Below are 18,394 nucleotides of genomic sequence, written 5' to 3'. Positions count from 1 at the left end.
TCACCTGCACGCTCACGGGTTGAGGACGTCACGCAGACCGTCGCCGAGCCAGTTGAAGGCCAGCGCGACGAGGAGGATGGCGGCCGCGGGGAAGGTGGCGACGCCGGGGTTGCCGGTCACCAGGACCTTGGCGCCCTCGGAGATCATCCGGCCCCAGTCGGGATTGGGCGGCTGGATACCCAAGCCGAGCGCGCTCAGGCTCGCGGTGAACACGATGTTGACGCCGACCAGGCTGGTCCCGTAGATCCCCACCGTCGAAGCCAGGTTGGGCAGGACCTCGCCGAACACGACGGCCGGTTCGGAAGCGCCCAGGGACCGCGCCGCCTCCACGTAGTCCTTCTCCCGCTCGATCTTCGCCTCGGCGAACACGACCCGGGTCACGTACGGCACCGCCCCGAACACGACGGTCCCGATCAGCACCCAGGAGCCGGGCTGGACGATCGCGGCCAGCGACAGCGCGACGAGGATGACCGGGAACGCGAACATCAGGTCGATCACCCGCATGAGCAGGCCGGAGCCCCGGCGGCCGGCGAAGGCCCCGGCGAGCCCCAGAGCGGTGCCGACCACGACGGCGACCGTCACCGAGGAGATCGAGACCACCAGCGCACCCCGACCGCCGTAGAGCACCCGGCTCAGCACGTCGCGGCCCTGGTCGTCGGTGCCCAGCAGATGACCGGGCGCGCCGAGCGGGGCGAGCACGTTTCCCGCGTCAGCGGCGTTCGGGTCGTCAGGCGCGAGCCATGGCGCCGCCACGGACAACACGATGATGATGAGCAGCACCGCGAAACCGAGCATCGCCTCACGGTTGCGCACGAACCGGGAGACAGCCGATCGCCGCAGGCGTGGTGGACTCTGTACGGCCGTTGTCATGCAGCCTCCCAAGACGATTCGGACCTGCAAGCAGTCCTCATGCGGCCGCCTCCTCAACGGACGCGGCAAGCCGCGACTCTGTCACCACGTCGGCCAGGCATGGCGTCGATGATTCGGACCTGCAAGCAGTCCTCATGCGCCACCGTGCCGCAGTCGCGGGTTCAACAGGTCCAGCAGTACGTCGGTGATCAGGTTGACGCCGACGAACGTGGCGGCGACCAGGAGGATCCCCGACTGGATCACCGGATAGTCCGAGCCCGCGATCGCGTTCAGCAGCACGCTGCCGATCCCCGGCCAGGAGAAGATCGTCTCGACGAAGACCACACCGGTGATCACCGAGCCGATGGTGAGACCGGTGGTGTTCACGATGGGCGACAGGATGTTGCGGCCGATGTGCTTTCCGAGGACCGCCGCCCTGCCGAAGCCCTGCGAGCGGTAGGTCCTGATGTAGTCGGATCCATCGCTCTCGATCACGGCGGCCCGCACGAACCGGGCGATGATCAGCATCGAGACGAGCGACGCCGCGAAGGCCGGCGCGATCAGGTGCAGCAGCAGATCACCTGCCCCGCCGCCGCCGCGCAGGTCGTGCATTCCCCCGGGCGGCAACACCTTCCACTGCACCGCGGTGAGCCAGATGATGACGAGCCCGAACCAGTAGATCGGCAGGTTGCTGCCGACCTGGACGAACAGCATGACGACGCGGTCGGTCAGCCGGCCGTGCCGGATCCCCGACACGAAACCGATCGCCACCCCGAGGACGACGGTCACCACCGTGGCCGCCGCCCCGAGGATCAGCGTGTTGACGAAGGCGGGGAACACGATCCCCGAGACCGGGCTGCGGAGGCTGAGCGAGATGCCGCCTCCGTGGGTGACCATGTCCCCGACCCAGCTCAGGTACTGCTGCCACGCGGGACGATCCAGGCCGTACGCTTCGCGGATCTGCTGGATCTGCTCGGGCGACATCTTCTGGCTCAGCACATCCTTGACCGGGTCCGCCGGACCGGCCTGCGCGATGAAGAACACCAGCAGGCTGATCACGAACAGCAGTGGCACAAGGCCCGCGAGCCGCCACAGGATCCGCCGCGCCATCCTCAGTTCGCCACCCAGACCCGGGACAGGTCGTAGTGGTTCTGCTGCGGCCAGACGAACCCGCCGACGCGCGGGGAGACCGCGTAGTAGCGGTTGAACGACAGCAGCGGGAAGACCGTCGCGTCGCCCGCCCACGCCTTGGCCGCGGCCTGCCACAGCTGCGCCGCCCTGGCCGGGTCGGAGTTGTTCGCCGCCGCCTCGATCGCCTGCTTCGTCGCATCACTCTCGTAGGAGTCCCCACTGCGTGACACGACGCTGTACTTGTGGGCGATCTGGACCCAGTTGGCAGCCACGTAACCCCACTCCCCGAGGTACAGACCATCTTCAGGTTTGAGGTTGGCCGAGCGGGTGCCGTAGGTGATCCACTCGAACGACTGCACCGAGGCGTCGATCCCGACCGCCTTCAGCGACTGCTGCAGGTACTCCGCCGTCGGCTGACCGGTGGTGTCCGACAGGATGTTGAACTTCACCTGGCCTGGCTGGTATCCGGCTTCGGCCAGCAGCTTCTTCGCCGCTGCGGGGTCATAGGGGTAGTCGACCGCGGAGGGGTCATGCGCCTCGTTCCCCTGGTTCAGGATCGAGGTGGCTGCTTCGGCGTAGCCCTTGTAGATGTTCGCGGCGAGTTGCTTGCGGTCGACGGCCTTGATGATCGCCTGGCGGACTCGCTTGTCCTGCAGGTACTTGTTGGCGAAGTTGAAGTTGTAGTAGATGATCTGTGGCACGCCCTTGTTCTCGGGCACCGAGAACCCGCCCTTTTCCAGTGTCGCCACGGAATCCGGTGCCACCCGGCTGATCAGATCGACGGTGCCGGTCTGCAGCGCGGCGCCCCGGCTCTGGTCGTCGCCGATCGGTTTGAAGATGACCTTGTCCAGATGCGGGCGCTGTCCCCAGTAGGCGGGGTTGCGATCCAGTGTGGTGTGGTCGCCGCGGACGCGTTCGGTGAACGTGAACGGCCCGGTGCCGACCGGGTGGTCCGCCAGCCCGTCCTGGCCGTACTTCTTCAGCGCCTCCGGGCTGAAGAAGCCCGAGGCCGCGTTCCCGCTGTTCGGGATCTGCCGCAGGAAATCGAGGAACGGGTGCTTGAAGGTGTATTGCACCGTGAAGTTGTCGAGCACCTTGAACGACGCCAGATCCCCGTAGACCATGGACATCGTCGCCGCGCTGACCTTGTCGTAGTACTCGAAGGCCGGGTCGGTGAAGCGGCGCACATTGAACTGCACCGCGGCGGCGTCGAACGGGGTGCCGTCGGTGAACTTCACTCCCTGGCGCAGCTGGAAGGTGTAGGTGGTCGCGTCCGGGCTGACCGTCCACGAGGTCGCGAGCTTCGGGATGATCTTCGGCACCCCGGTCGGCTGCGACAGGTCCTCGTCGACGAGCGTCTCGTAGATGTTGCGGTCGATCCGCCAGGTCTCCCAGGAGTACTGGCGGTTCGGGTCGAACTGCGTGACCTCCTGGTACTGGCCGACGATCAGGGTGCCGCCGTCCCGGGGCTGGGAGCCCGCGACCGCACCGCTACTGGACCCGCAGCCGGACAGCAGCAGGACAACGCTCGTGATCGCTGCGGTCCACACAAGAAACGCGCGCTTCGATGAGGTCATGATGAATGAGTTTCTTTCATTGCAGGTAAGGCGATTGGACTGTCCACAACAGACTCGTGGCCCGGGTGGCACCCGGCCGTAGCGTCAAACTTAACTTCTCGAAGTGAGTTCTCCGAGCGTGTTCACGAGGTGAGATGGGAGCGAAGCGTTTCCCCCTTGTACTCGTGGCGGTATAGGCCGCGACGGCGCAGGATCGGCACGACGTGGTCGACGAACACCTCGAGCTGTCCCGGTATCCCGGACGGGCTGAGGATGAAACCGTCGGCAGCGCCGCCGGTGAACCAGCGCTCGATCTCGTCCGCGATCCGTTCCGGGGAACCGGCGACGCGAGCGCCGAAGGCGGTCACGGTGCGGAACAGGAACTCACGCACAGTCGGATTGCCTTGGGTGGCAAGGGCTCGGTAGCCGGCGAGCGCGGTCTGGTGTGTCTCGGTCGACTCGGCGAACGCCGCCGGCGGCACCGGCCCATCGAGGTCCGCTCCGGTCAGGTCGATGTCAACCTCCTGGAGCCAGCCGATCTGGTACTCGGGAATGAACTGCTCGAAGATGGTCTGCTCGATCGCCCTGGCCTCCTCCTCAGTGGACCCGACGACGAAGCCGAGCGACGGGGTCACCAGGGGCGCGGTGCCCCGGCCGGACGAGCCCGCCTCCTGGTGGATCTGCTCGACGAAGCTCCGCCCGCGGTCGAAGTCCCCCTGACCGGTGAAGATCACTTCGGCGTTGCGGGCCGCGAAGGCGCGTCCCGCCGTCGAAGACCCGGCCTGAAAGATCACCGGATGTCCCTGCCGCGACGGCGAGGCGCCCAGCGGCCCCCGTACGCTGAAGAACTCGCCCTTGTGTCCGGGCACGCGGATCTTGGTGCGGTCGTTGTAGATCCCGGCGTCCCGGTCCTCGACGATTGTGTCCGGGCCCCAGGAATCCCACAGCTTCCGCACCACCTCCAAGGTCTCGGCCGCGACGCGATAACGCTCGTCGTGCGCGAGCACACCGGCGTCGCCGAAGTTGTCCGCGGCTGCCTTGGCGAAACTGGTCACGACGTTCCAGCCGGCCCGGCCGCCACTGAGGTGATCGAGCGAGATGAGCTGGCGCGCGAGATGGTACGGCGCCTGGAAGGTCGCCGAACCGGTCACCACGAGGCCCAACCGCTCGGTCTCTCTGGCCAGCGCGGCCGCCGTCGTGAACGGCTCGAAGTCCTCCGTGGACTTGTGTGGCCAGGTGGCGTCGGGACCGAAGTTGAGTGTGTCGGCGAAGAAGATGGCGTCGAACGTGCCCCGTTCCGCCGTTTTCGCCGCGTCGACGATGGATTCGAGGACGGCCGCCGGCCCGTTCACCACGCCGGGAAAGCGCCAGGCGTTGCCGAATCGCGGATTTCCCAGGAGCAGCAGATGCAGCTGACGAGTCATCGATGGTCTCCCTCAGAAGACGGTGCCGGAAAACGGAAGTGATGCGGTGCCGAACAGCTCGTCGAGGCGCCGGGCCGCATCCGGATCGTGTACGCCGACCCGGCCGGTCGCGGCCAGGTGCTGCCAGCGCGTGCCCCCCAGGTACGCGGCGGCCAGAGTCTCGACGCCGACGCTCAGGTCCGCCGGCACGCTGGTGCGCGTCACCGATTTCGGGGTCACCTCGAACCTGCCGTTATTGGCGGGCAGCAGCGCGTCATTCACCTCTAGCACGACCGAGTCCCCGTCACCAAAGACCCGCGCCCGCAACGCCGCCTCGACATCGACGAGGCGAAGCCACGTCTCGTCCCGGACAGGACCCAGTTCGACCGCTCGGCGATCCACGACGGCGAGCGGCAGCGCGTCGTCGAGGGCCACCGATTCGAAGACGAGGACATCCACCAGGTCCAGGGAGAGCAGGTGCCGCCACAGCCCGGCTCGCGCGGAGTCGGTAAGCGCGACGAAATCGGTGACGCTGACGGTCTTTTCCGTGCTGGTGAACCACCCGACGGTGTCCTCCGGATGGTAGGCCGCGTACCCGTCGTCGACCCCGTCCGTGCTGTGGACGACGACATACTGGCTGACCGGGTGGGTTTTCCGGAGTAGTTCCTGGAGTTTCCACCATCCGGCCGGGCGGCCGATGGCGCCCGGCCACACCGCCTGGTCGTGGATTCCGGCGAGCAGCGCGGTGTCCGCCGCCGCGTCGACCAGCCGGATCCGGCCGCCTGGCGGAACCTCAGGACGAAGCGCCGCGCGGCGAAGGACGACGCGCGCGGACTGTGCCGAACTGGCGACCCCGTACCCGAACCGCTCGTAGATGACCGCTTCCGACGCCCGCAGCGACGCGACCACCTCACCGCGCTCGGCGATGTCCGCCAGCTGCCGCGCGATGAGCCGGCTGAGGATGCGCTGCCGCCGATGGGTCGGCAGGACCCCGACATGGGTGACCGCCGCGTGGGGCACGCGTGCGCCACCGGGCACGACCAGCCAGCTGCCGTAGGAGTCGGCACCGCCGACGACGTCAGTATCGTCCAGCGCGCCGAGGTAACGGCCCGGGTCGGTCACCTCCACGGCGTCCACGTCGCCCAGCGGCAACCCGACCATGGCGCGGAGGAACACGCGGAAGCCGGCGTTGACCTCTTCGCTGGTCTTGAGCGTCCGGATCTCGACACTCACGAGTGCCTCCTACGGGAACAGGTGGACGGCTGTGCGGCCGATGATCTCGAGCACCGCGTCGGTGTTGGGCGGGTGCAGGCTGCCGGTGCGGACATCGCGGTAGAGCCGCTCCAATTCGTTGGTACGGCTTACCGAGGAGGCCCCGACGACCTGGATCGCTATGTCCACGACTTGTTTCGCCGTGCTGACGGTGAATTCCTTGACAGCGAACAGTCTTGGCGTCCACCACTCGCCGTGGTCGACACCGGCTTCGATATCGGCGGTTGCCTTCTCCAGCAACGACCAGGCCGCGTCGAGCAGGATCTCGCCCTGCGCCAGTTGCCGCTGGACGGCCGGTTTGTGCGCGTGCGTCTTTCCCGGCAGGGCAAGTGATGCGCGCTGCTGCGTGGTCAACTCGGCAAGGTCGAGCGCGCGGCGCGCGATGCCGAAGTACACATTGGACAGCAGCGGCAGGTACCACTGGAGGATGCCGAGGACGTAGGGCGGGTACGGCTGTCCGATCTCGGCACTGCCGACCACCCGGCCGGCGGGAACGCGAACGCTCTCGAGAACGGTGTCATCGCTCGCGGTGGCGCGAACCCCGAGGGCGTCCCAGGTCTTTTCGGTGGACACCCCGTCGGCCGTGCGATCGAGGAACAGATGCACGATGCGCGGATGATCGACATCGGAGTCGTCCCGGGCGTGGATGCCGAGCTTGTCCCACACCGGCGAAAGCGAGGTGAAGGTCTTGTGCCCGGTCACGACGTACGAGCCATCGGCCTGCGGGACCGCCTTGGTGACCGAGTCGTCGAGACCCAGGTCGTTCCCGACCTCACCATGCCCGGCCGCGAACACCTGCCCGTCCGCGACGGCGCGCAGCAACCAGGTCAGATCCTGGACACCGGTATTAGTAAGTGCCGCGGCCGGGCCCGTCCAGTAGAGGTGCATGTTGGTCGCCAGCGCCGTCGCGGGCGCCCAATAGGCCAGGCGACGCTGCTCACGCGAGAGCGCACCGACGCTGAGACCGCCGCCGCCGAACTCCTTGGGAATGGCCGCCTTGAGATAGCCGGACGACACGAGTTCCGCGAAGTCCTCGTCGAAGAACCGGTTCTCCCGGTCGTAACCGGCGGCGCGGTCATGGAACCGCCGGTAGTCCTCGTCGGTGAAGTAGGCCGACGGCTCGGCTTTCTCGAACAGTGGCGAGGTCGCGCTGGCGATCTTCGGCTCTGTCATGGGTTTACTCCCTTCTCGGTCGGCGCGACGAGGCCACGACGGCGCAGCTCGGCCCCAGCGCCTTCGGCGAAGTAGTAGGCCTCCTCCAGATGCGGCTGCCCGGAGAGGATGAAGTGATCGATGCCGAGGTTGTGGTATTCCTCGATGCGGTCGGCGACCTCCTCGTGACTGCCCACGATCGCCGTTCCGGCACCACCGCGGACGAGGCCATACCCGGCCCAGATATTGGGATATATCTCGAGATTCCGCCGATCGCCGCCATGCAGGGCCACCATCTGCTGCTGGCCCACCGACTCGCTGGCGGCGAGCGTGCGCTGCGTCTCGGCGATCCGGTCGTCGCCGACGCGCCCCAGCAGGCGGTCGGCTTCAGCCCATGCCTGCGCCGAGGTGTCCCGGCTCAGCACATGGAAACGGATGCCGAACGACACCGACCGCCCGGCCTCGGCGGCCAGTTTGCGAACCTGCGCCAGCCGTTCGGCGATCCGCGCGGGCGGCTCACCCCACGCGAGGTAGGTGTCGACGGTTCGCGCCGCGACCTGTTGCGCGGCCGTGCTCGCGCCGCCGAAGAAGATCGCCGGTGGTTCGTAAGGGGCGAACGGGATCGCGGCCTGCTCGATGTCGTAGTACTTGCCGGCGAAGTCGAAGGGCGTCACCGCATCACTCACACCGCGCAGCACCGTCAGGAACTCCTCGGTCCGGGCGTAGCGCTCGTCGTGGTCGAGGCGGTCGCCGAAGCGTCGCTGCTCGACGGGGTCGCCGCCGGTGACGATGTTCAGCAGCAGGCGGCCACCCGAGACCCGCTGGAACGTCGCTGCCTGGTGGGCGGCCAGCGTCGGCGAGATGAACCCGGGCCGGAAAGCGACCAGGAACTTCAGCCTGGTGGTGACGCCCGACAGCGCCGCCGTGGTGATCCAAGCGTCCTCACACCACGTGCCGGTCGGGGTGAGCACGGCTTCGAAACCCAGCTGCTCGGCGGCGCGGGCGATAGTGCCCAGGTACTCGATCGACGGCTGCCGGAAGCCCGGCCGCACCGCGCCGAGCGTCTTCTGCGAGCCGTCACCGGAGCCGACGATGTCGCGGTTGTCACCGTTGGTGGGCAGATACCAATGCAGATGGATCGGCATGGCTCACACGCGTTCCAGGACGAAGTCGCGGACGGCGTTGGCTGCCTCCACATGGTCGACATCGTTGAGCACGTTGTGGCGGCCGTCCCGGATCTCGACGAGCCGTGCGTGCGGCAAGGTGTCGCGCCAGTACCGCGCGTCCTCGATCGGCGCCAGCGCGTCCTTGGTGCCGTTGATCAGCAACACGGGAAGCGTCGTCGTGGCGAAGGCGGTCGCGAGGTCCTCCGCGGCCGAGGCGAGCGCGGCCGCGGTCACCTCGGGTTCGGGGAGCACGAGCTGCACGAGCGGGTCCTTCTCCAGCTCCTCCAGGTAATCCGGATCCGCCGCCAGCGCCGAGGTGTCGAACCGGAAACTGTCCCCTGTGGACGATTCATCGAGGGCCGTGCGGCCACGCAGGCTCGCACCCGTCAGGACCGCACCCGCGAACGGTGCCGGGTTCTTGGCGACCACCAGCGCCGTGGTCCAGCCACCGAGGGAATGCCCGCCGATGACCAGCGGCAGCTCCGGGCGGCGCCCGCGAACGATGTCGACCAGGCTGGCGGTGTCACGGGCCAGGAGGTCGAGGGAGCGCACCACCCCGCGCTCGCCGCCGGAGATGCCGTGGCCCTGGTGGTCGATCGCCCAGACGTCGATGCCGGCGGTGTTGAGGCGGGACGCCAGGCGGCTGAACTGTCCCGAGTGTTCCCCGCCGCCGTGCAGGAACACGAACCCGGCGACCGGCCGGTCGACCTCCCAGGCACGGTAGTAGAGGCGGGCGTCGGGGCTGTCGAAGAACGGCATGTCGTGTCCTCTCATGTCTCTCAGTGGACGGTTCGGTGGTGCGCGCCGAGAATGCCGAGCTCAGCCAGCCGTGCCTGCTCGGTCTCCGACAGCGTCTGGATCGACCCCACCCTGGCCGCGACCTCCGGCCGTCTCACCCGTAACCACAGGAACCGGATCAGCCCGGCGAGCAGCAGCGCCACGAACACGTACGGCAGGTAGCGGTATGCGCCCTCGGGAACCGGCACCAGGTTCTTGAAGATCACGTACAGGATGCCGGCGGCGGCCAGCACCGACACCACGAAGCTCACCGGCGACAGCGCCTTGATCTTCCTGAGCCAGAGCGGTGTCGCGATCGCCACCAGCAGGTAGGCGAACAAGTACGCGTAGCTGGACACGATGCCGACATACACGTCCCACTGGAACCGCCCGACCGGGTTCACCGTCCCGATCAGCCCGACCACGAACCCGACCAGGCCGACGAACGCGATCGCGATATGCGGCGTCCGGAAGTTCGCGTGCACGCGGCCGAGCGAGCGCGGCAGCGCGCCCTCGCGGGAAAGCGTGAACAGGCTGCGTGCGCCAGAATTGATGACCGCTGAGGAGAACACGATCATGGCGGTGCCGAGCGAGAGATCGACGACGTAGGTGACCCAGCCGACCCCGGCGTTCGACGCGACCACGGGCAGCGGCGTACTGTCGGGGTCGAGCGATTTCGGGCCCTGGAAGCCGAGCACCTCAGGATAGGTGGCGAGCAGGTAGAGGACCGCCAAGCCGATCACCAACCGCAGGATCGCGCGCGGCACGGTGCGGTGGGCGTCGCGCGCTTCGTGCCCGAGCGACGCGGCGCTTTCGAAGCCGGCATAGGAGCCGACCGCCATGACCGCGGCGATCAAAGTGCTGTTCCCCAAATTGCTCAGGCTGAACTGACCGCCGTCGAGGCGCGCGCCGTAGGTGACGTATGAGGCGATCAGAATGACCGCGATCGCCGCCAGTGACACGACTTCGAACCACAGGCCGAACTTCACCGACACGTTGACCCCGCGGAACGGGATGTACAGCGCCGCGGCCGTGGCCAGCACCAGCAGCAGGATCTTGATCACCAGATGGTCGGTGTGCAGCCCGATCTCCTGCAGGAAGGAGTTGAAGTACAGGACGGCTCCGAGCACGCCGCCGGCCGCGAACCCGATGTAGCCGATGATCAGCGCCCACCCGGTGACGAACGCCGCCACCGGTCCGAGACCGTTGCCCGCGTATGTGCCAAGCGAACCGGACGACACCGTGCGCCGTGCCTGCAGCGCGATCACGGTGGCGACGAGGTACACGATGACGCCGCCCACGATCGCCGCCCACAGGGCGCCTTTGCCGGTGACGAGGAACAGCGAACCCGGCACACTCGCGATCGCCACGCTGGGCGCCGCCGCGGCCAGACCCTGGGCGAAGACGCCCAGCCCCGACACCGCATCGGAGCGAAGTTCCCCCGCCTCGCTGGGAAGAACCGCCGGGGCGCTTCCCGGAACCGACCCTTCTACGGTCATGACTGCCCGAACCTTTCGATGGGGAAATCGGAAAAGGAGAATCCGGCGGGGATCCCGCCGGGCACGGCGAAGCGCTGGAAAACGCGCGGAAGGAACGACTGTCGGCCGGCCACGCGGCCGGCCGGGTATGGGACGATCAGCGACAGAGCGAACCGAACAGCCGGCACAGGTCGATGTATCGCCTGCTGGACAAGGAGACAGCCTGGGTCACGACCGCGACGGTAATTGAACGCTGAAGGATTCACCAGCCTTCCCACATGGCGACCATCCACTGAGACAGAGGTACCGGCGCCAGGATGATCCCTTGTGGACTCGCGAGTCGCGGACCGTGGAACAGGGGTCCCGTCGCCGCGCGGGCGAACTCCTCGATCAGCCTGCTCTTCCCGCCGCCAGGCTCACCGAAAACGGTCACCACGCGCGGCCGTCACACGTCGTCCAGCATCTGGGACAGCAGAGCGAACTCACGGCCGTGTACGTGCCGTTGCCCGCGGCGCCGCATGTGGAATGGGACGAGCGCGCGCTACGCGCGGGGCCGCATGTGCTCGCTGAGAAACCCCTTGCCATCACAGCGAAGGACGCCGCAGTCCTCGTTGCACTGGCCGCCACACGGGGCTGGTGCTGATCGAGAACTTCATGTTCCCGCGCCATTCGCAGCACGCCACGGTGCGGGAACTCGTGGCCGGCGGCGTGATCGGCACACCGAGGACGCTCACCGCGGATTTCGCCTTCCCCTCCACCGGCGACGACAACGACATCCGGTACCAGCCCGACATGGGTGCGGCGCGTTGACCGACGTCGCGTTTGCCCGGTCCCTACCGCGCTGCCCTTTCTCGGCGACGGGATCGGGATGGCTGGTGCAACGCTGAACCTCGACTGACTCAGAGCTCAAGTCGCATACCGGCCCTCGGCCACTGGTCAAGGCCGTGCGCGGCCTCTGCCGCACGGATACTGCGCAGGCCGGGCGTGAGCTCCGCGTCGGTCAGATAGCGAAACCCACACCGTTCGTAGTACGGACCATTCCATTTCACTTCGACGTAGGTGGTCAGGGTCACGGCGGGCAAACCCCGCGCGCGGGCCCAGTCCATCATGTGTTCCATCAGCGACCATCCGATACGCCTGTTCGCGTAGTCAGGATGCACCGATACCTGGTCCAGGTGCGCGCAGCCGTCCACGACGGCGGCCATGAGGTAGGCCACCGGGTGGTCGTAGGCATCGACCCGGACCCAAAGCCGGCCGTCCAACTGGAACTCGCGAAGCGTCTCGACCGACGGCGGCTCGTCCTCGGCAACGAACGACATGCCGATATCAGCGAAGCACGTTCCGGCCGCCCGTTCAATGTCCCGCAGAACGGGCAGATCACCCTCTCGGGCAAGGCGGATCAGGTCGCGCATTTGATGAACCCCTCTGCAGCACAGTAGTCCACAACGCACTGATCGGACCGAAAGCCACCAAACTCGGCGACAGCCGGCCAGCTACTCGACCAACCACCTTACTGGCCGATCGCATCCATGCGCTGCCACATACCGAGCCCGAACATCAGGTCAGCGGCCGGCGAACCGAGCGCGGCCGGTTCCATCAGCCACGAAACCCGTTCATCCTCGTCAGCCGATCCTCGGTGGCGAACAACCCGGCGAACGGTGGCCGCTCCACGGTCGATCGCCGCCTTCGCGGCCCACAGCGCGACGACGGGTCCCGCCGCGAGGCGACGAGCGATCCCCATCGCTTCGGAGAACACGTCGTCTGTGTCGATCACCTGGTCCACCAGGCCGATTCGCTCAGAAGCTACCCGACCCCGCTGCGCCGACTCCGCCGCCCGTTGACCGGCCCAAGCCGAGGCGGGCACGACACTCGACGCCGATCAGGTCCAGGAACTCATCGCCGGTTACGAGACCGGGGCGACGGTGTACGAGTTGGGTGCCAGGTTCGGCATCGAACGACGGACGGTCAGCAGCATCCTCCACCGGCGCGAGGTGCCGATGCGGCGGCGCGGACTCGCCCCGAGCAGGTCGACGACGCCGTCCACCTCTACTGCCTTGGCTGGTCCCTGGCGCGAGTCGGCAGGCATCTGGGCGTCGACCACACCACCGTGCTGACCAAACTCCGCGAACGCGGCGTCCCCACCCGAGACAGCCACGGCCGACCCCGAATGTGACCGAGATCCGGTCGGGCAGGAAGTGACCCCGCGCCCGGTGAGCCGTGCCGTACCTGCCAGCTCAGCGATCATGGGACCAGCGGTTGTCGGCGAGGGGTGTTGCGGGGGTCCGAAGCACGTCTTGACCTGAGCTCTCGGACTCAGCAGGTGAGTCGCGAGTGAGGCGGAAGATGGGCCAGCCGATCTCGGTGCGCCATCGGTCGGGCACGTCGGTGTCGCGGGGGCCTACCACGTAGGTTTCGTGAATGGGTCCGGCCACGGTCAGGGTGTGCGTGGTGGTCCAGCTGCCCAGGCGGCCGTAGGTGACGTCGATGTCGTCGTGCGGTCCGGTGTGGACGGTGACGGCGAGTTCGACCGCCGGCAGGTCGAGGATCTCGATCCGCCCGGTCGCTCGGGGTTGCCGCACGGGATGGAACACGGTCATCTCACCGGAGCCGTGGGTGAACAGTTCGTTGGCGTAGCGGCCGGCGGGGGGCCCGGTGCGTTCGCCGGCCGGGAACGCGGCGTCGAGTTCGGCCATGGCGGCGTCGTACCAGTGGTGGACGTCGTCCACGCCGACCGTGCCGCGAATGGCGGCGACCGCGCGCGCCGGTATCGAGCGCAGGTCCACCGGCAACTCCTCGGTGTCGGTGCGCAGGAGAGAGCGCAGGGACACGACAGCGGCGCGGGTGGCCTCCAGGGTGTCTTCCAACCGACGCAGGTGCGCGGTGACCAAGTCGGTGCGCCGCAGGGGGTCGTCGGTGGCCAGGATCTGCTTCACCTCGGCCAGCGGCACGTCGAGCTGGCGCAGCCGGTGGATTACCTGCGCGGACGGGATCTGCGCCGCGGTGTAGTACCGGTAACCGGTGCTCGCGTCCACAGTCGTGGGCACCAGCAGGCCGGATTCGTGGTAGCGGCGCAGCGTGCGCACGCTCAGGTGGGTGAGGGTGGCGAAATCTCCGATGGTCAGCCCGGCTCGCATGCCCCCACTGTGCACCCTCCCGCGGGGAGAGGCTCCAGGACTTGACTCTCTCCCGGCGAGAGAGTCCAGGTTGGGCGACATGGAACCGTTCGATTGGACCTGGGTGAGCCAGATCGCCCCGGACGATCTCCCTGACCGGATCACCACCTACCTGGCCGCGCACCAGACCCGCGACCTCGACACCGCGATCGCGCAGTACACCCCCGACGCCGTGGTGACCGACGAGGGCCACGACCACGACGGGCCGTCGGCGATCCGTGCCTGGCTGGCCCGCTCGGCCACCGAGTACACCTACACGACCACGCTCACCGCCGCCTACCGCGCCGACCAGCACCATTTCGACGTCCTGCACCGCCTGCAGGGCAACTTTCCCGGCGGCGTCGCCGACCTGCACTACCGCTTCACGCTGCGCGACGGCCACATCGCCCGGCTGGTCATCGAACCCTGACAGACCCCACGACACCAGGAGCAGAGAACGTGAGGACATGGTTCATCACCGGCGGCACGCCAGGTGGATTCGGCATGGCCTACGCCCAGGGCGCACTCGACATCGGCGACCGGGTCGTCCTGACCACCCGCCGGGCCGACACGGTGGCCGACTGGGCACATCGCTACGCCGATCGCGTACTGGTGTTGCCGCTGGACGTCGCCGACCCCGGAGAGGTGCGATCGGCCGTGGCCACGGCCGAGGAGCATTTCGGCGGGATCGATGTGCTGGTCAACAACGCCGGGCGTGGCTGGCACGGATCGGTCGAAGGAATGGCCGAAACCGCGGTCCGCGCGGTGTTCGAGCTGAACTTCTTCGCCGTCCTGTCGGTCACCCGCGCTGTGCTACCCGGCATGCGCGCCCGCGGCAGCGGCTGGATCATCACGATGTCCTCGGCCGCCGGACTGCGGCCGGTGCCAGGATTCGGCTACTACAGCGCAGCCAAACACGCGATCGAAGCCATCACCACTGCCCTGCGCAGCGAGGTGGCCGGCCTCGGCATCCGCGTCCTGACCGTCGAACCCGGCCCGTTCCGCACTCGCGCCTACGCCGGCTTCGCCACCGAACCAACCCAGGAGACCGTCGCCGAGTACCACGCGATCGTGGAGTCGGTCCGCTCCGCCATGATCCACCAAGACGGACGTCAACCCGGCGACCCGAGACGGGGCGTGCAGGCGGTGCTCGCGGCCATGACGCAACCGACGCCGCCGCACCGGCTCATCCTCGGAAACACCGCATTCGACACGATCACCGAAACCCTCGAACACACCCTCGCCGACATCCGAGCCAACGAGGGACTCTCCCGCAGCGGTGACTACCCAGACCACAGACCATCAACTGCGTGATCAACCTGCCCGTCGACAAGCCCCCTTGGCGCTCGCCAGCACATCGAGCTGCGGTACCCAGGGGTGCACCTCGACGTTCGGCGGCAGCTCGCCGAGTTCGGCCGGGTCGAAGAACCGCCCGATCGACATCACCACCCGCCAGCCGGTGCCCTCGAACGCCGCCGCGCACGCGGAGAAGAACTCAGGCCGTTTGTTGTAGGCCGAGCCGAGCGAGACAAGCACCACCGGCCAGTCGTCCGGCGCCGTCCATGTCCCGTCGACCCGCCGGGGCGACACGATCGGCCCGACGAACTGACAGCCGCCGCCGACCCGGTCGGCGTGGAGCTGGACCGAGCGGGGAATCGTGACCACACAAGGCTTCCGGCGCAGCCCGAGCCGCCGGTCGCCGAGTGCGACGGTGGCACCGGTCTCGGCTTCGACCCCGTCGTAGAACACATGGGTCGGCGAAATCTGTACCTCCGGCACACCCCAGGCCGCGGCCAGGACCGGCGCGTGGGCGGCGACCGTGTCATAGACGACGAGATCGGGTTCGTCCCCGGCATAAGCGGTTTCAAGCTGCGGCAGCACGCTCACGAACTCGTCGCGGAACACCTTCGCGGCCTGCGCCGCGTCGTGCCCGGCTTCGAGCCACCCGCGCTCGGGTGAGCTCGACGACGGGAACGTGGACTCGTAAAGCACCACCGACGCGCCCGCGTCCTTCGCGAGCGACGCGAAGTCGTCATTGATCGCGAAGCTCACGCGGTGGCCGCGAGCCACGAGTTCGGTGACCATGCCGAGCAACGGGTTCACATGCCCGTGCAGCGGGACGGTCATAAAAGTGATGTGCGCGGATTCGGACAACATTCCCCCAGCGCGGATCGGTCTACCCCGACGACGCGAGGTCGGCGATACGGCGTAGTTCGGCCAGGTGACCGGCGAGCGCGGCCCGGCCCGGCGGGGTGAGCGCCAGCCAGGTGCGGGTGCGGGAGTCACGCGCCGACTTGGTCAGGGTGAGGTACCCGGCGCCCTGCAGGATCTTCACCTGCTTGCTGAGTACGGAATCGCTCACCCCGAGTACCTCACGGACGGTCGAGAACTCCACCGAATCGGCCGCCGCGAGCATCGCGCAGATCTGCAGCCGGTTCGGCGCGTGAATGATCTCGTCGAAGACAGGGCCGCTCATGTGCCGCTTCGCGCATCCCGGACCAGCGCCGCCTCGATCCGCCGCCCGAAGTAGACAGTGAGCACGAAGACGAGCGCACCGCAGCCCGCCATCGCCCACCGGAGGTCCGCACCCCATTGCAGTGCGATGCCGGCACCCGCGAGCACCACGAAGAGCAGCGCGTAGACCAGCACCGACCAGCGCGCGCTCGGCGTGCTCCGGTAGCGGTCGATCGAAACGCCGGTAACGCGGCGCGCGACCGTGGTCAGCACGGTCGGTAGCAGCGTCAGCCCGATGATGACGCCATAGGGGATGTACTCCCACCCGATGGTGGCCGACGCGAAGGCCAATCCGAATGAGAGCCCGATCCCGGGGTGATACCACCACGGGCTGGTGAGCCGCGAAGCCATCTGCCGCCTGGCCGCGTCGACGTTGTCCAAGGCCGCTCGCGCGGCCGCTGACTGGGAGGATTCGCTACTTGCCATGTTGGAAAGTCTAGCGTCGACTTTCCAACATGGCAAGTCGTTGGCCGAGCGGTTCATCCACCTCGCCTGCCACGGCCACGAGCATCGGGCGCGGGGCGAACAGGTCCTCCCCGGCCTTGGAGACGTCGTCTACGGAGACCGTGGCGAGCCGCGAGGGCATCCGTTCCAGCCAGGTGGGCTCGCGGCCGGACGCCACGGACTGCCGCAGCAGGTCCGCCATCGTGGACGGAGCGTCGAAGACCCCGAGCAACTGCCCGGAGCAGAACCCGCGTGCGGGCTCCACTTCGGACGGTGTCAGTGGTTTGCCCGCCATCCGGCCCAGTTCGGCCTCGATGGCGGAAACCGCCGCCACGGCGAGTTCCTTCGGCATGCGCGCTTTGAGGTAGACCCGCTCGAAGTCGAGGAACAGCTCACGTCCGGTCAAGACCTCGAAACCGGCACCCAGCTCGGCCCAGCGCGCGGCAAGCCTCGACCGTTGGTAGCCGCCGAAGACAGCCGTCGCCAGGTAGCGTGCCGGGTCGCCGGAGTCCCCCGCGGGTTCCGGCCAGCACAGGGTCAGATAGACCTCCGAAGCATGCACGGCGGGAAGCACCAGCCTGCCTGGTGTCAGCCGCGCCGATGACTTCGGTTCGCTGGCGCCCATCCAAGCCGCGAACGAAGACGCCGCCCGGCCGGCGAAACCGTCAGGATCGAGATCGCCCACCGCGATGAGCGTCGCACCGGCCGGGCTGAGGATCCGACGGGGATCCGCCAGGCCACCGGATTCCGGCAGGCACGCCCGCCGCAGAGCTTGCTCGATGTCCTGGCCAGCATCACGGAGCGGCGACAGTTCGCCGTAGCCGTCGTAGGTCAAGACCTCGGCCGACGCGGCGAGCCAGCCGTCCGCTTCGGACGATTCGACATGACCGGTCACGTCCAGCCATTGACCGTCCGAGGACACCCGGAGCTCTCCGCCGGGCGCCCGCACACGGACAGCCGCCTCGCCGAGCTTGTGCACCAGCGTGGCAACTTCGGCCGCGCGTCCCCAGCCGCCGGCACCGAGTGGCATCCGAAGCCGGAGTTCCACGAGCGGCGCGCGCGCGTCCCGCACGGCGACCACCCGCAAACCATTGTCCAGGCGTACATCCGCGAGCCCGGCGACGCGTGGTTCCGGCTGTATACCGGGCAGAGGTGGCTGTCGAGGCCCTTCGGGCGTGGTCGCGAGCTCCGCTGCAGTGGGACGCGACGGGTTCGCGACGGCGAGCGGGGCGGCACGCACCGGTTCGGGGCGCGTCCGCACCTCTCCGGGTTCCACCACGAGCACGGCTTTGCGCGCGTCACGGAGCACGCGAGCGGCGGTGGCAACCTCTTCCGGATGAGGTTCACCCCGAACGGTGGACAGGGGCTTATGAGGTTTCAGGCAGCCATGCGGAGTGACTGCTCGAAGGTGTCGGGACTGAGCATCCCGATCGAGGAGTGCCGCCGCACACTGTTGTAGAACTTCACCCAATTGTCAACCGCAGCAACGAGTTCCGACTT

Annotated in this window: 23 protein-coding genes; 4 read left to right on the top strand and 19 right to left on the bottom strand. The window is 68.0% G+C overall.

Annotated elements, in window-relative coordinates:
- Positions 1-12: 12 nt before the first annotated feature.
- The 10 genes from D5S19_RS18435 to D5S19_RS34180 form a co-directional block, all read right to left on the bottom strand.
- Positions 13-870, bottom strand: a complete 858-nt coding sequence (locus D5S19_RS18435; protein ID WP_120024584.1) for an ABC transporter permease — start codon at positions 868-870, stop codon at positions 13-15.
- A gap of 132 nt (positions 871-1,002) precedes the next feature.
- Positions 1,003-1,959, bottom strand: a complete 957-nt coding sequence (locus D5S19_RS18430; protein WP_199730559.1) for an ABC transporter permease — start codon at positions 1,957-1,959, stop codon at positions 1,003-1,005.
- 2 nt (positions 1,960-1,961) lie between these two features.
- On the bottom strand, positions 1,962-3,557 hold the full coding sequence (locus tag D5S19_RS18425; protein WP_120024583.1) for an ABC transporter substrate-binding protein: 1,596 nt from the start codon (positions 3,555-3,557) through the stop codon (positions 1,962-1,964).
- Between the two features lie 122 nt (positions 3,558-3,679).
- A complete protein-coding gene (locus tag D5S19_RS18420) occupies positions 3,680-4,960 on the bottom strand; it encodes an NtaA/DmoA family FMN-dependent monooxygenase (protein WP_120024582.1) in 1,281 nt (426 codons plus the stop codon).
- A gap of 12 nt (positions 4,961-4,972) precedes the next feature.
- Positions 4,973-6,172: a GNAT family N-acetyltransferase gene (locus D5S19_RS18415; protein WP_120024581.1), complete on the bottom strand. Its 1,200-nt coding sequence runs from the start codon at positions 6,170-6,172 to the stop codon at positions 4,973-4,975.
- 9 nt (positions 6,173-6,181) lie between these two features.
- Positions 6,182-7,384, bottom strand: a complete 1,203-nt coding sequence (locus D5S19_RS18410; protein WP_120024580.1) for an acyl-CoA dehydrogenase family protein — start codon at positions 7,382-7,384, stop codon at positions 6,182-6,184.
- Positions 7,381-8,508 (bottom strand): LLM class flavin-dependent oxidoreductase, encoded by a 1,128-nt coding sequence (locus D5S19_RS18405; protein WP_120024579.1) that lies wholly within the window; start codon positions 8,506-8,508, stop codon positions 7,381-7,383. Before D5S19_RS18405 ends, D5S19_RS18410 begins: the two co-directional genes overlap by 4 nt.
- Before the next feature lie 3 nt (positions 8,509-8,511).
- Positions 8,512-9,303, bottom strand: a complete 792-nt coding sequence (locus tag D5S19_RS18400) for an alpha/beta hydrolase (protein WP_120024578.1) — start codon at positions 9,301-9,303, stop codon at positions 8,512-8,514.
- Positions 9,304-9,308: 5 nt separating this feature from the next.
- On the bottom strand, positions 9,309-10,805 hold the full coding sequence (locus D5S19_RS18395; protein ID WP_120024577.1) for an APC family permease: 1,497 nt from the start codon (positions 10,803-10,805) through the stop codon (positions 9,309-9,311).
- A gap of 136 nt (positions 10,806-10,941) precedes the next feature.
- Complete coding sequence (locus D5S19_RS34180) at positions 10,942-11,016, bottom strand: putative leader peptide (RefSeq protein ID WP_407641759.1); 75 nt, start codon at positions 11,014-11,016, stop codon at positions 10,942-10,944.
- Between the two features lie 93 nt (positions 11,017-11,109).
- Here D5S19_RS34180 and D5S19_RS18390 point away from each other — a divergent pair, with 93 nt between their 5' ends.
- Both D5S19_RS18390 and D5S19_RS32045 read left to right on the top strand, forming a co-directional pair.
- Positions 11,110-11,427 carry a Gfo/Idh/MocA family oxidoreductase gene (locus tag D5S19_RS18390; protein WP_199730558.1) on the top strand — a complete coding sequence of 106 codons (318 nt, stop codon included), beginning with the start codon at positions 11,110-11,112 and terminating at the stop codon, positions 11,425-11,427.
- Positions 11,421-11,594 carry a hypothetical protein gene (locus D5S19_RS32045; protein WP_158605562.1) on the top strand — a complete coding sequence of 58 codons (174 nt, stop codon included), beginning with the start codon at positions 11,421-11,423 and terminating at the stop codon, positions 11,592-11,594. Before D5S19_RS18390 ends, D5S19_RS32045 begins: the two co-directional genes overlap by 7 nt.
- Before the next feature lie 89 nt (positions 11,595-11,683).
- Here the strand turns inward: D5S19_RS32045 and D5S19_RS18385 are convergent, their stop codons facing one another.
- The 4 genes from D5S19_RS18385 to D5S19_RS18370 all read right to left on the bottom strand — a co-directional run bounded on the left by D5S19_RS18385 (position 11,684) and on the right by D5S19_RS18370 (position 13,918).
- On the bottom strand, positions 11,684-12,187 hold the full coding sequence (locus tag D5S19_RS18385; protein WP_199730562.1) for a GNAT family N-acetyltransferase: 504 nt from the start codon (positions 12,185-12,187) through the stop codon (positions 11,684-11,686).
- Positions 12,188-12,294: 107 nt separating this feature from the next.
- Positions 12,295-12,567, bottom strand: coding sequence for a hypothetical protein (locus D5S19_RS18380; RefSeq protein WP_120024574.1), 273 nt, complete (start codon positions 12,565-12,567; stop codon positions 12,295-12,297).
- A gap of 120 nt (positions 12,568-12,687) precedes the next feature.
- Complete coding sequence (locus tag D5S19_RS33820) at positions 12,688-12,939, bottom strand: hypothetical protein (protein ID WP_158605561.1); 252 nt, start codon at positions 12,937-12,939, stop codon at positions 12,688-12,690.
- Between the two features lie 79 nt (positions 12,940-13,018).
- The gene (locus D5S19_RS18370) at positions 13,019-13,918 is read right to left on the bottom strand and encodes a MerR family transcriptional regulator (RefSeq protein ID WP_120024573.1); all 900 of its coding nucleotides are present in this window, start codon (positions 13,916-13,918) and stop codon (positions 13,019-13,021) included.
- Positions 13,919-13,997: 79 nt separating this feature from the next.
- Between D5S19_RS18370 and D5S19_RS18365 the strand changes: the two genes are divergently transcribed.
- Together D5S19_RS18365 and D5S19_RS18360 are read left to right on the top strand one after the other, a co-directional pair.
- On the top strand, positions 13,998-14,366 hold the full coding sequence (locus D5S19_RS18365) for a nuclear transport factor 2 family protein (protein WP_120024572.1): 369 nt from the start codon (positions 13,998-14,000) through the stop codon (positions 14,364-14,366).
- A gap of 29 nt (positions 14,367-14,395) precedes the next feature.
- Positions 14,396-15,250, top strand: coding sequence for an SDR family NAD(P)-dependent oxidoreductase (locus tag D5S19_RS18360; protein WP_120024571.1), 855 nt, complete (start codon positions 14,396-14,398; stop codon positions 15,248-15,250).
- Here D5S19_RS18360 and D5S19_RS18355 read toward each other — a convergent pair whose 3' ends face one another.
- The 5 genes from D5S19_RS18355 to D5S19_RS34175 form a co-directional block, all read right to left on the bottom strand.
- Entirely contained in the window at positions 15,251-16,063 is an 813-nt protein-coding gene (locus D5S19_RS18355; protein ID WP_158605560.1) for a glycosyltransferase, read from the bottom strand. It lies immediately after the preceding gene.
- 49 nt (positions 16,064-16,112) lie between these two features.
- Positions 16,113-16,412 carry a transcriptional regulator gene (locus tag D5S19_RS18350; RefSeq protein ID WP_120024569.1) on the bottom strand — a complete coding sequence of 100 codons (300 nt, stop codon included), beginning with the start codon at positions 16,410-16,412 and terminating at the stop codon, positions 16,113-16,115.
- Complete coding sequence (locus tag D5S19_RS18345; protein WP_147397442.1) at positions 16,409-16,876, bottom strand: hypothetical protein; 468 nt, start codon at positions 16,874-16,876, stop codon at positions 16,409-16,411. The genes D5S19_RS18350 and D5S19_RS18345 overlap by 4 nt, the downstream gene beginning before the upstream one ends.
- A gap of 10 nt (positions 16,877-16,886) precedes the next feature.
- Positions 16,887-18,203, bottom strand: coding sequence for an insulinase family protein (locus D5S19_RS18340; protein WP_120024567.1), 1,317 nt, complete (start codon positions 18,201-18,203; stop codon positions 16,887-16,889).
- Between the two features lie 68 nt (positions 18,204-18,271).
- The coding region (locus tag D5S19_RS34175; RefSeq protein WP_147397357.1) for an integrase core domain-containing protein at positions 18,272-18,394 on the bottom strand (123 nt) is incomplete at its 5' end.

It is taken from the genome of Amycolatopsis panacis, from assembly GCF_003600245.1.
In the GTDB taxonomy this organism is placed as follows: Bacteria; Actinomycetota; Actinomycetes; order Mycobacteriales; family Pseudonocardiaceae; genus Amycolatopsis; species Amycolatopsis sulphurea.
The sequence above is the reverse complement of the archived record's forward strand: the minus strand, read 5'-3'. Positions and strand labels throughout refer to the sequence as shown.

Excerpts from the sequence above, each read along its gene's own strand:
- D5S19_RS18420 (WP_120024582.1), bottom strand. The coding sequence starts at position 4,960 with ATGACTCGTCAGCTGCATCTGCTGCTCCTGGGAAATCCGCGATTCGGC.
- D5S19_RS18355 (WP_158605560.1), bottom strand. The coding sequence starts at position 16,063 with ATGACCGTCCCGCTGCACGGGCATGTGAACCCGTTGCTCGGCATGGTC.
- D5S19_RS18365 (WP_120024572.1), top strand. The coding sequence starts at position 13,998 with ATGGAACCGTTCGATTGGACCTGGGTGAGCCAGATCGCCCCGGACGAT.
- D5S19_RS18405 (WP_120024579.1), bottom strand. The coding sequence starts at position 8,508 with ATGCCGATCCATCTGCATTGGTATCTGCCCACCAACGGTGACAACCGC.
- D5S19_RS18410 (WP_120024580.1), bottom strand. The coding sequence starts at position 7,384 with ATGACAGAGCCGAAGATCGCCAGCGCGACCTCGCCACTGTTCGAGAAA.
- D5S19_RS18430 (WP_199730559.1), bottom strand. The coding sequence starts at position 1,959 with ATGGCGCGGCGGATCCTGTGGCGGCTCGCGGGCCTTGTGCCACTGCTG.
- D5S19_RS18345 (WP_147397442.1), bottom strand. The coding sequence starts at position 16,876 with ATGGCAAGTAGCGAATCCTCCCAGTCAGCGGCCGCGCGAGCGGCCTTG.
- D5S19_RS18370 (WP_120024573.1), bottom strand. The coding sequence starts at position 13,918 with ATGCGAGCCGGGCTGACCATCGGAGATTTCGCCACCCTCACCCACCTG.
- D5S19_RS18400 (WP_120024578.1), bottom strand. The coding sequence starts at position 9,303 with ATGAGAGGACACGACATGCCGTTCTTCGACAGCCCCGACGCCCGCCTC.
- D5S19_RS18435 (WP_120024584.1), bottom strand. The coding sequence starts at position 870 with ATGACAACGGCCGTACAGAGTCCACCACGCCTGCGGCGATCGGCTGTC.
- D5S19_RS18350 (WP_120024569.1), bottom strand. The coding sequence starts at position 16,412 with ATGAGCGGCCCTGTCTTCGACGAGATCATTCACGCGCCGAACCGGCTG.
- D5S19_RS18395 (WP_120024577.1), bottom strand. The coding sequence starts at position 10,805 with ATGACCGTAGAAGGGTCGGTTCCGGGAAGCGCCCCGGCGGTTCTTCCC.
- D5S19_RS18425 (WP_120024583.1), bottom strand. The coding sequence starts at position 3,557 with ATGACCTCATCGAAGCGCGCGTTTCTTGTGTGGACCGCAGCGATCACG.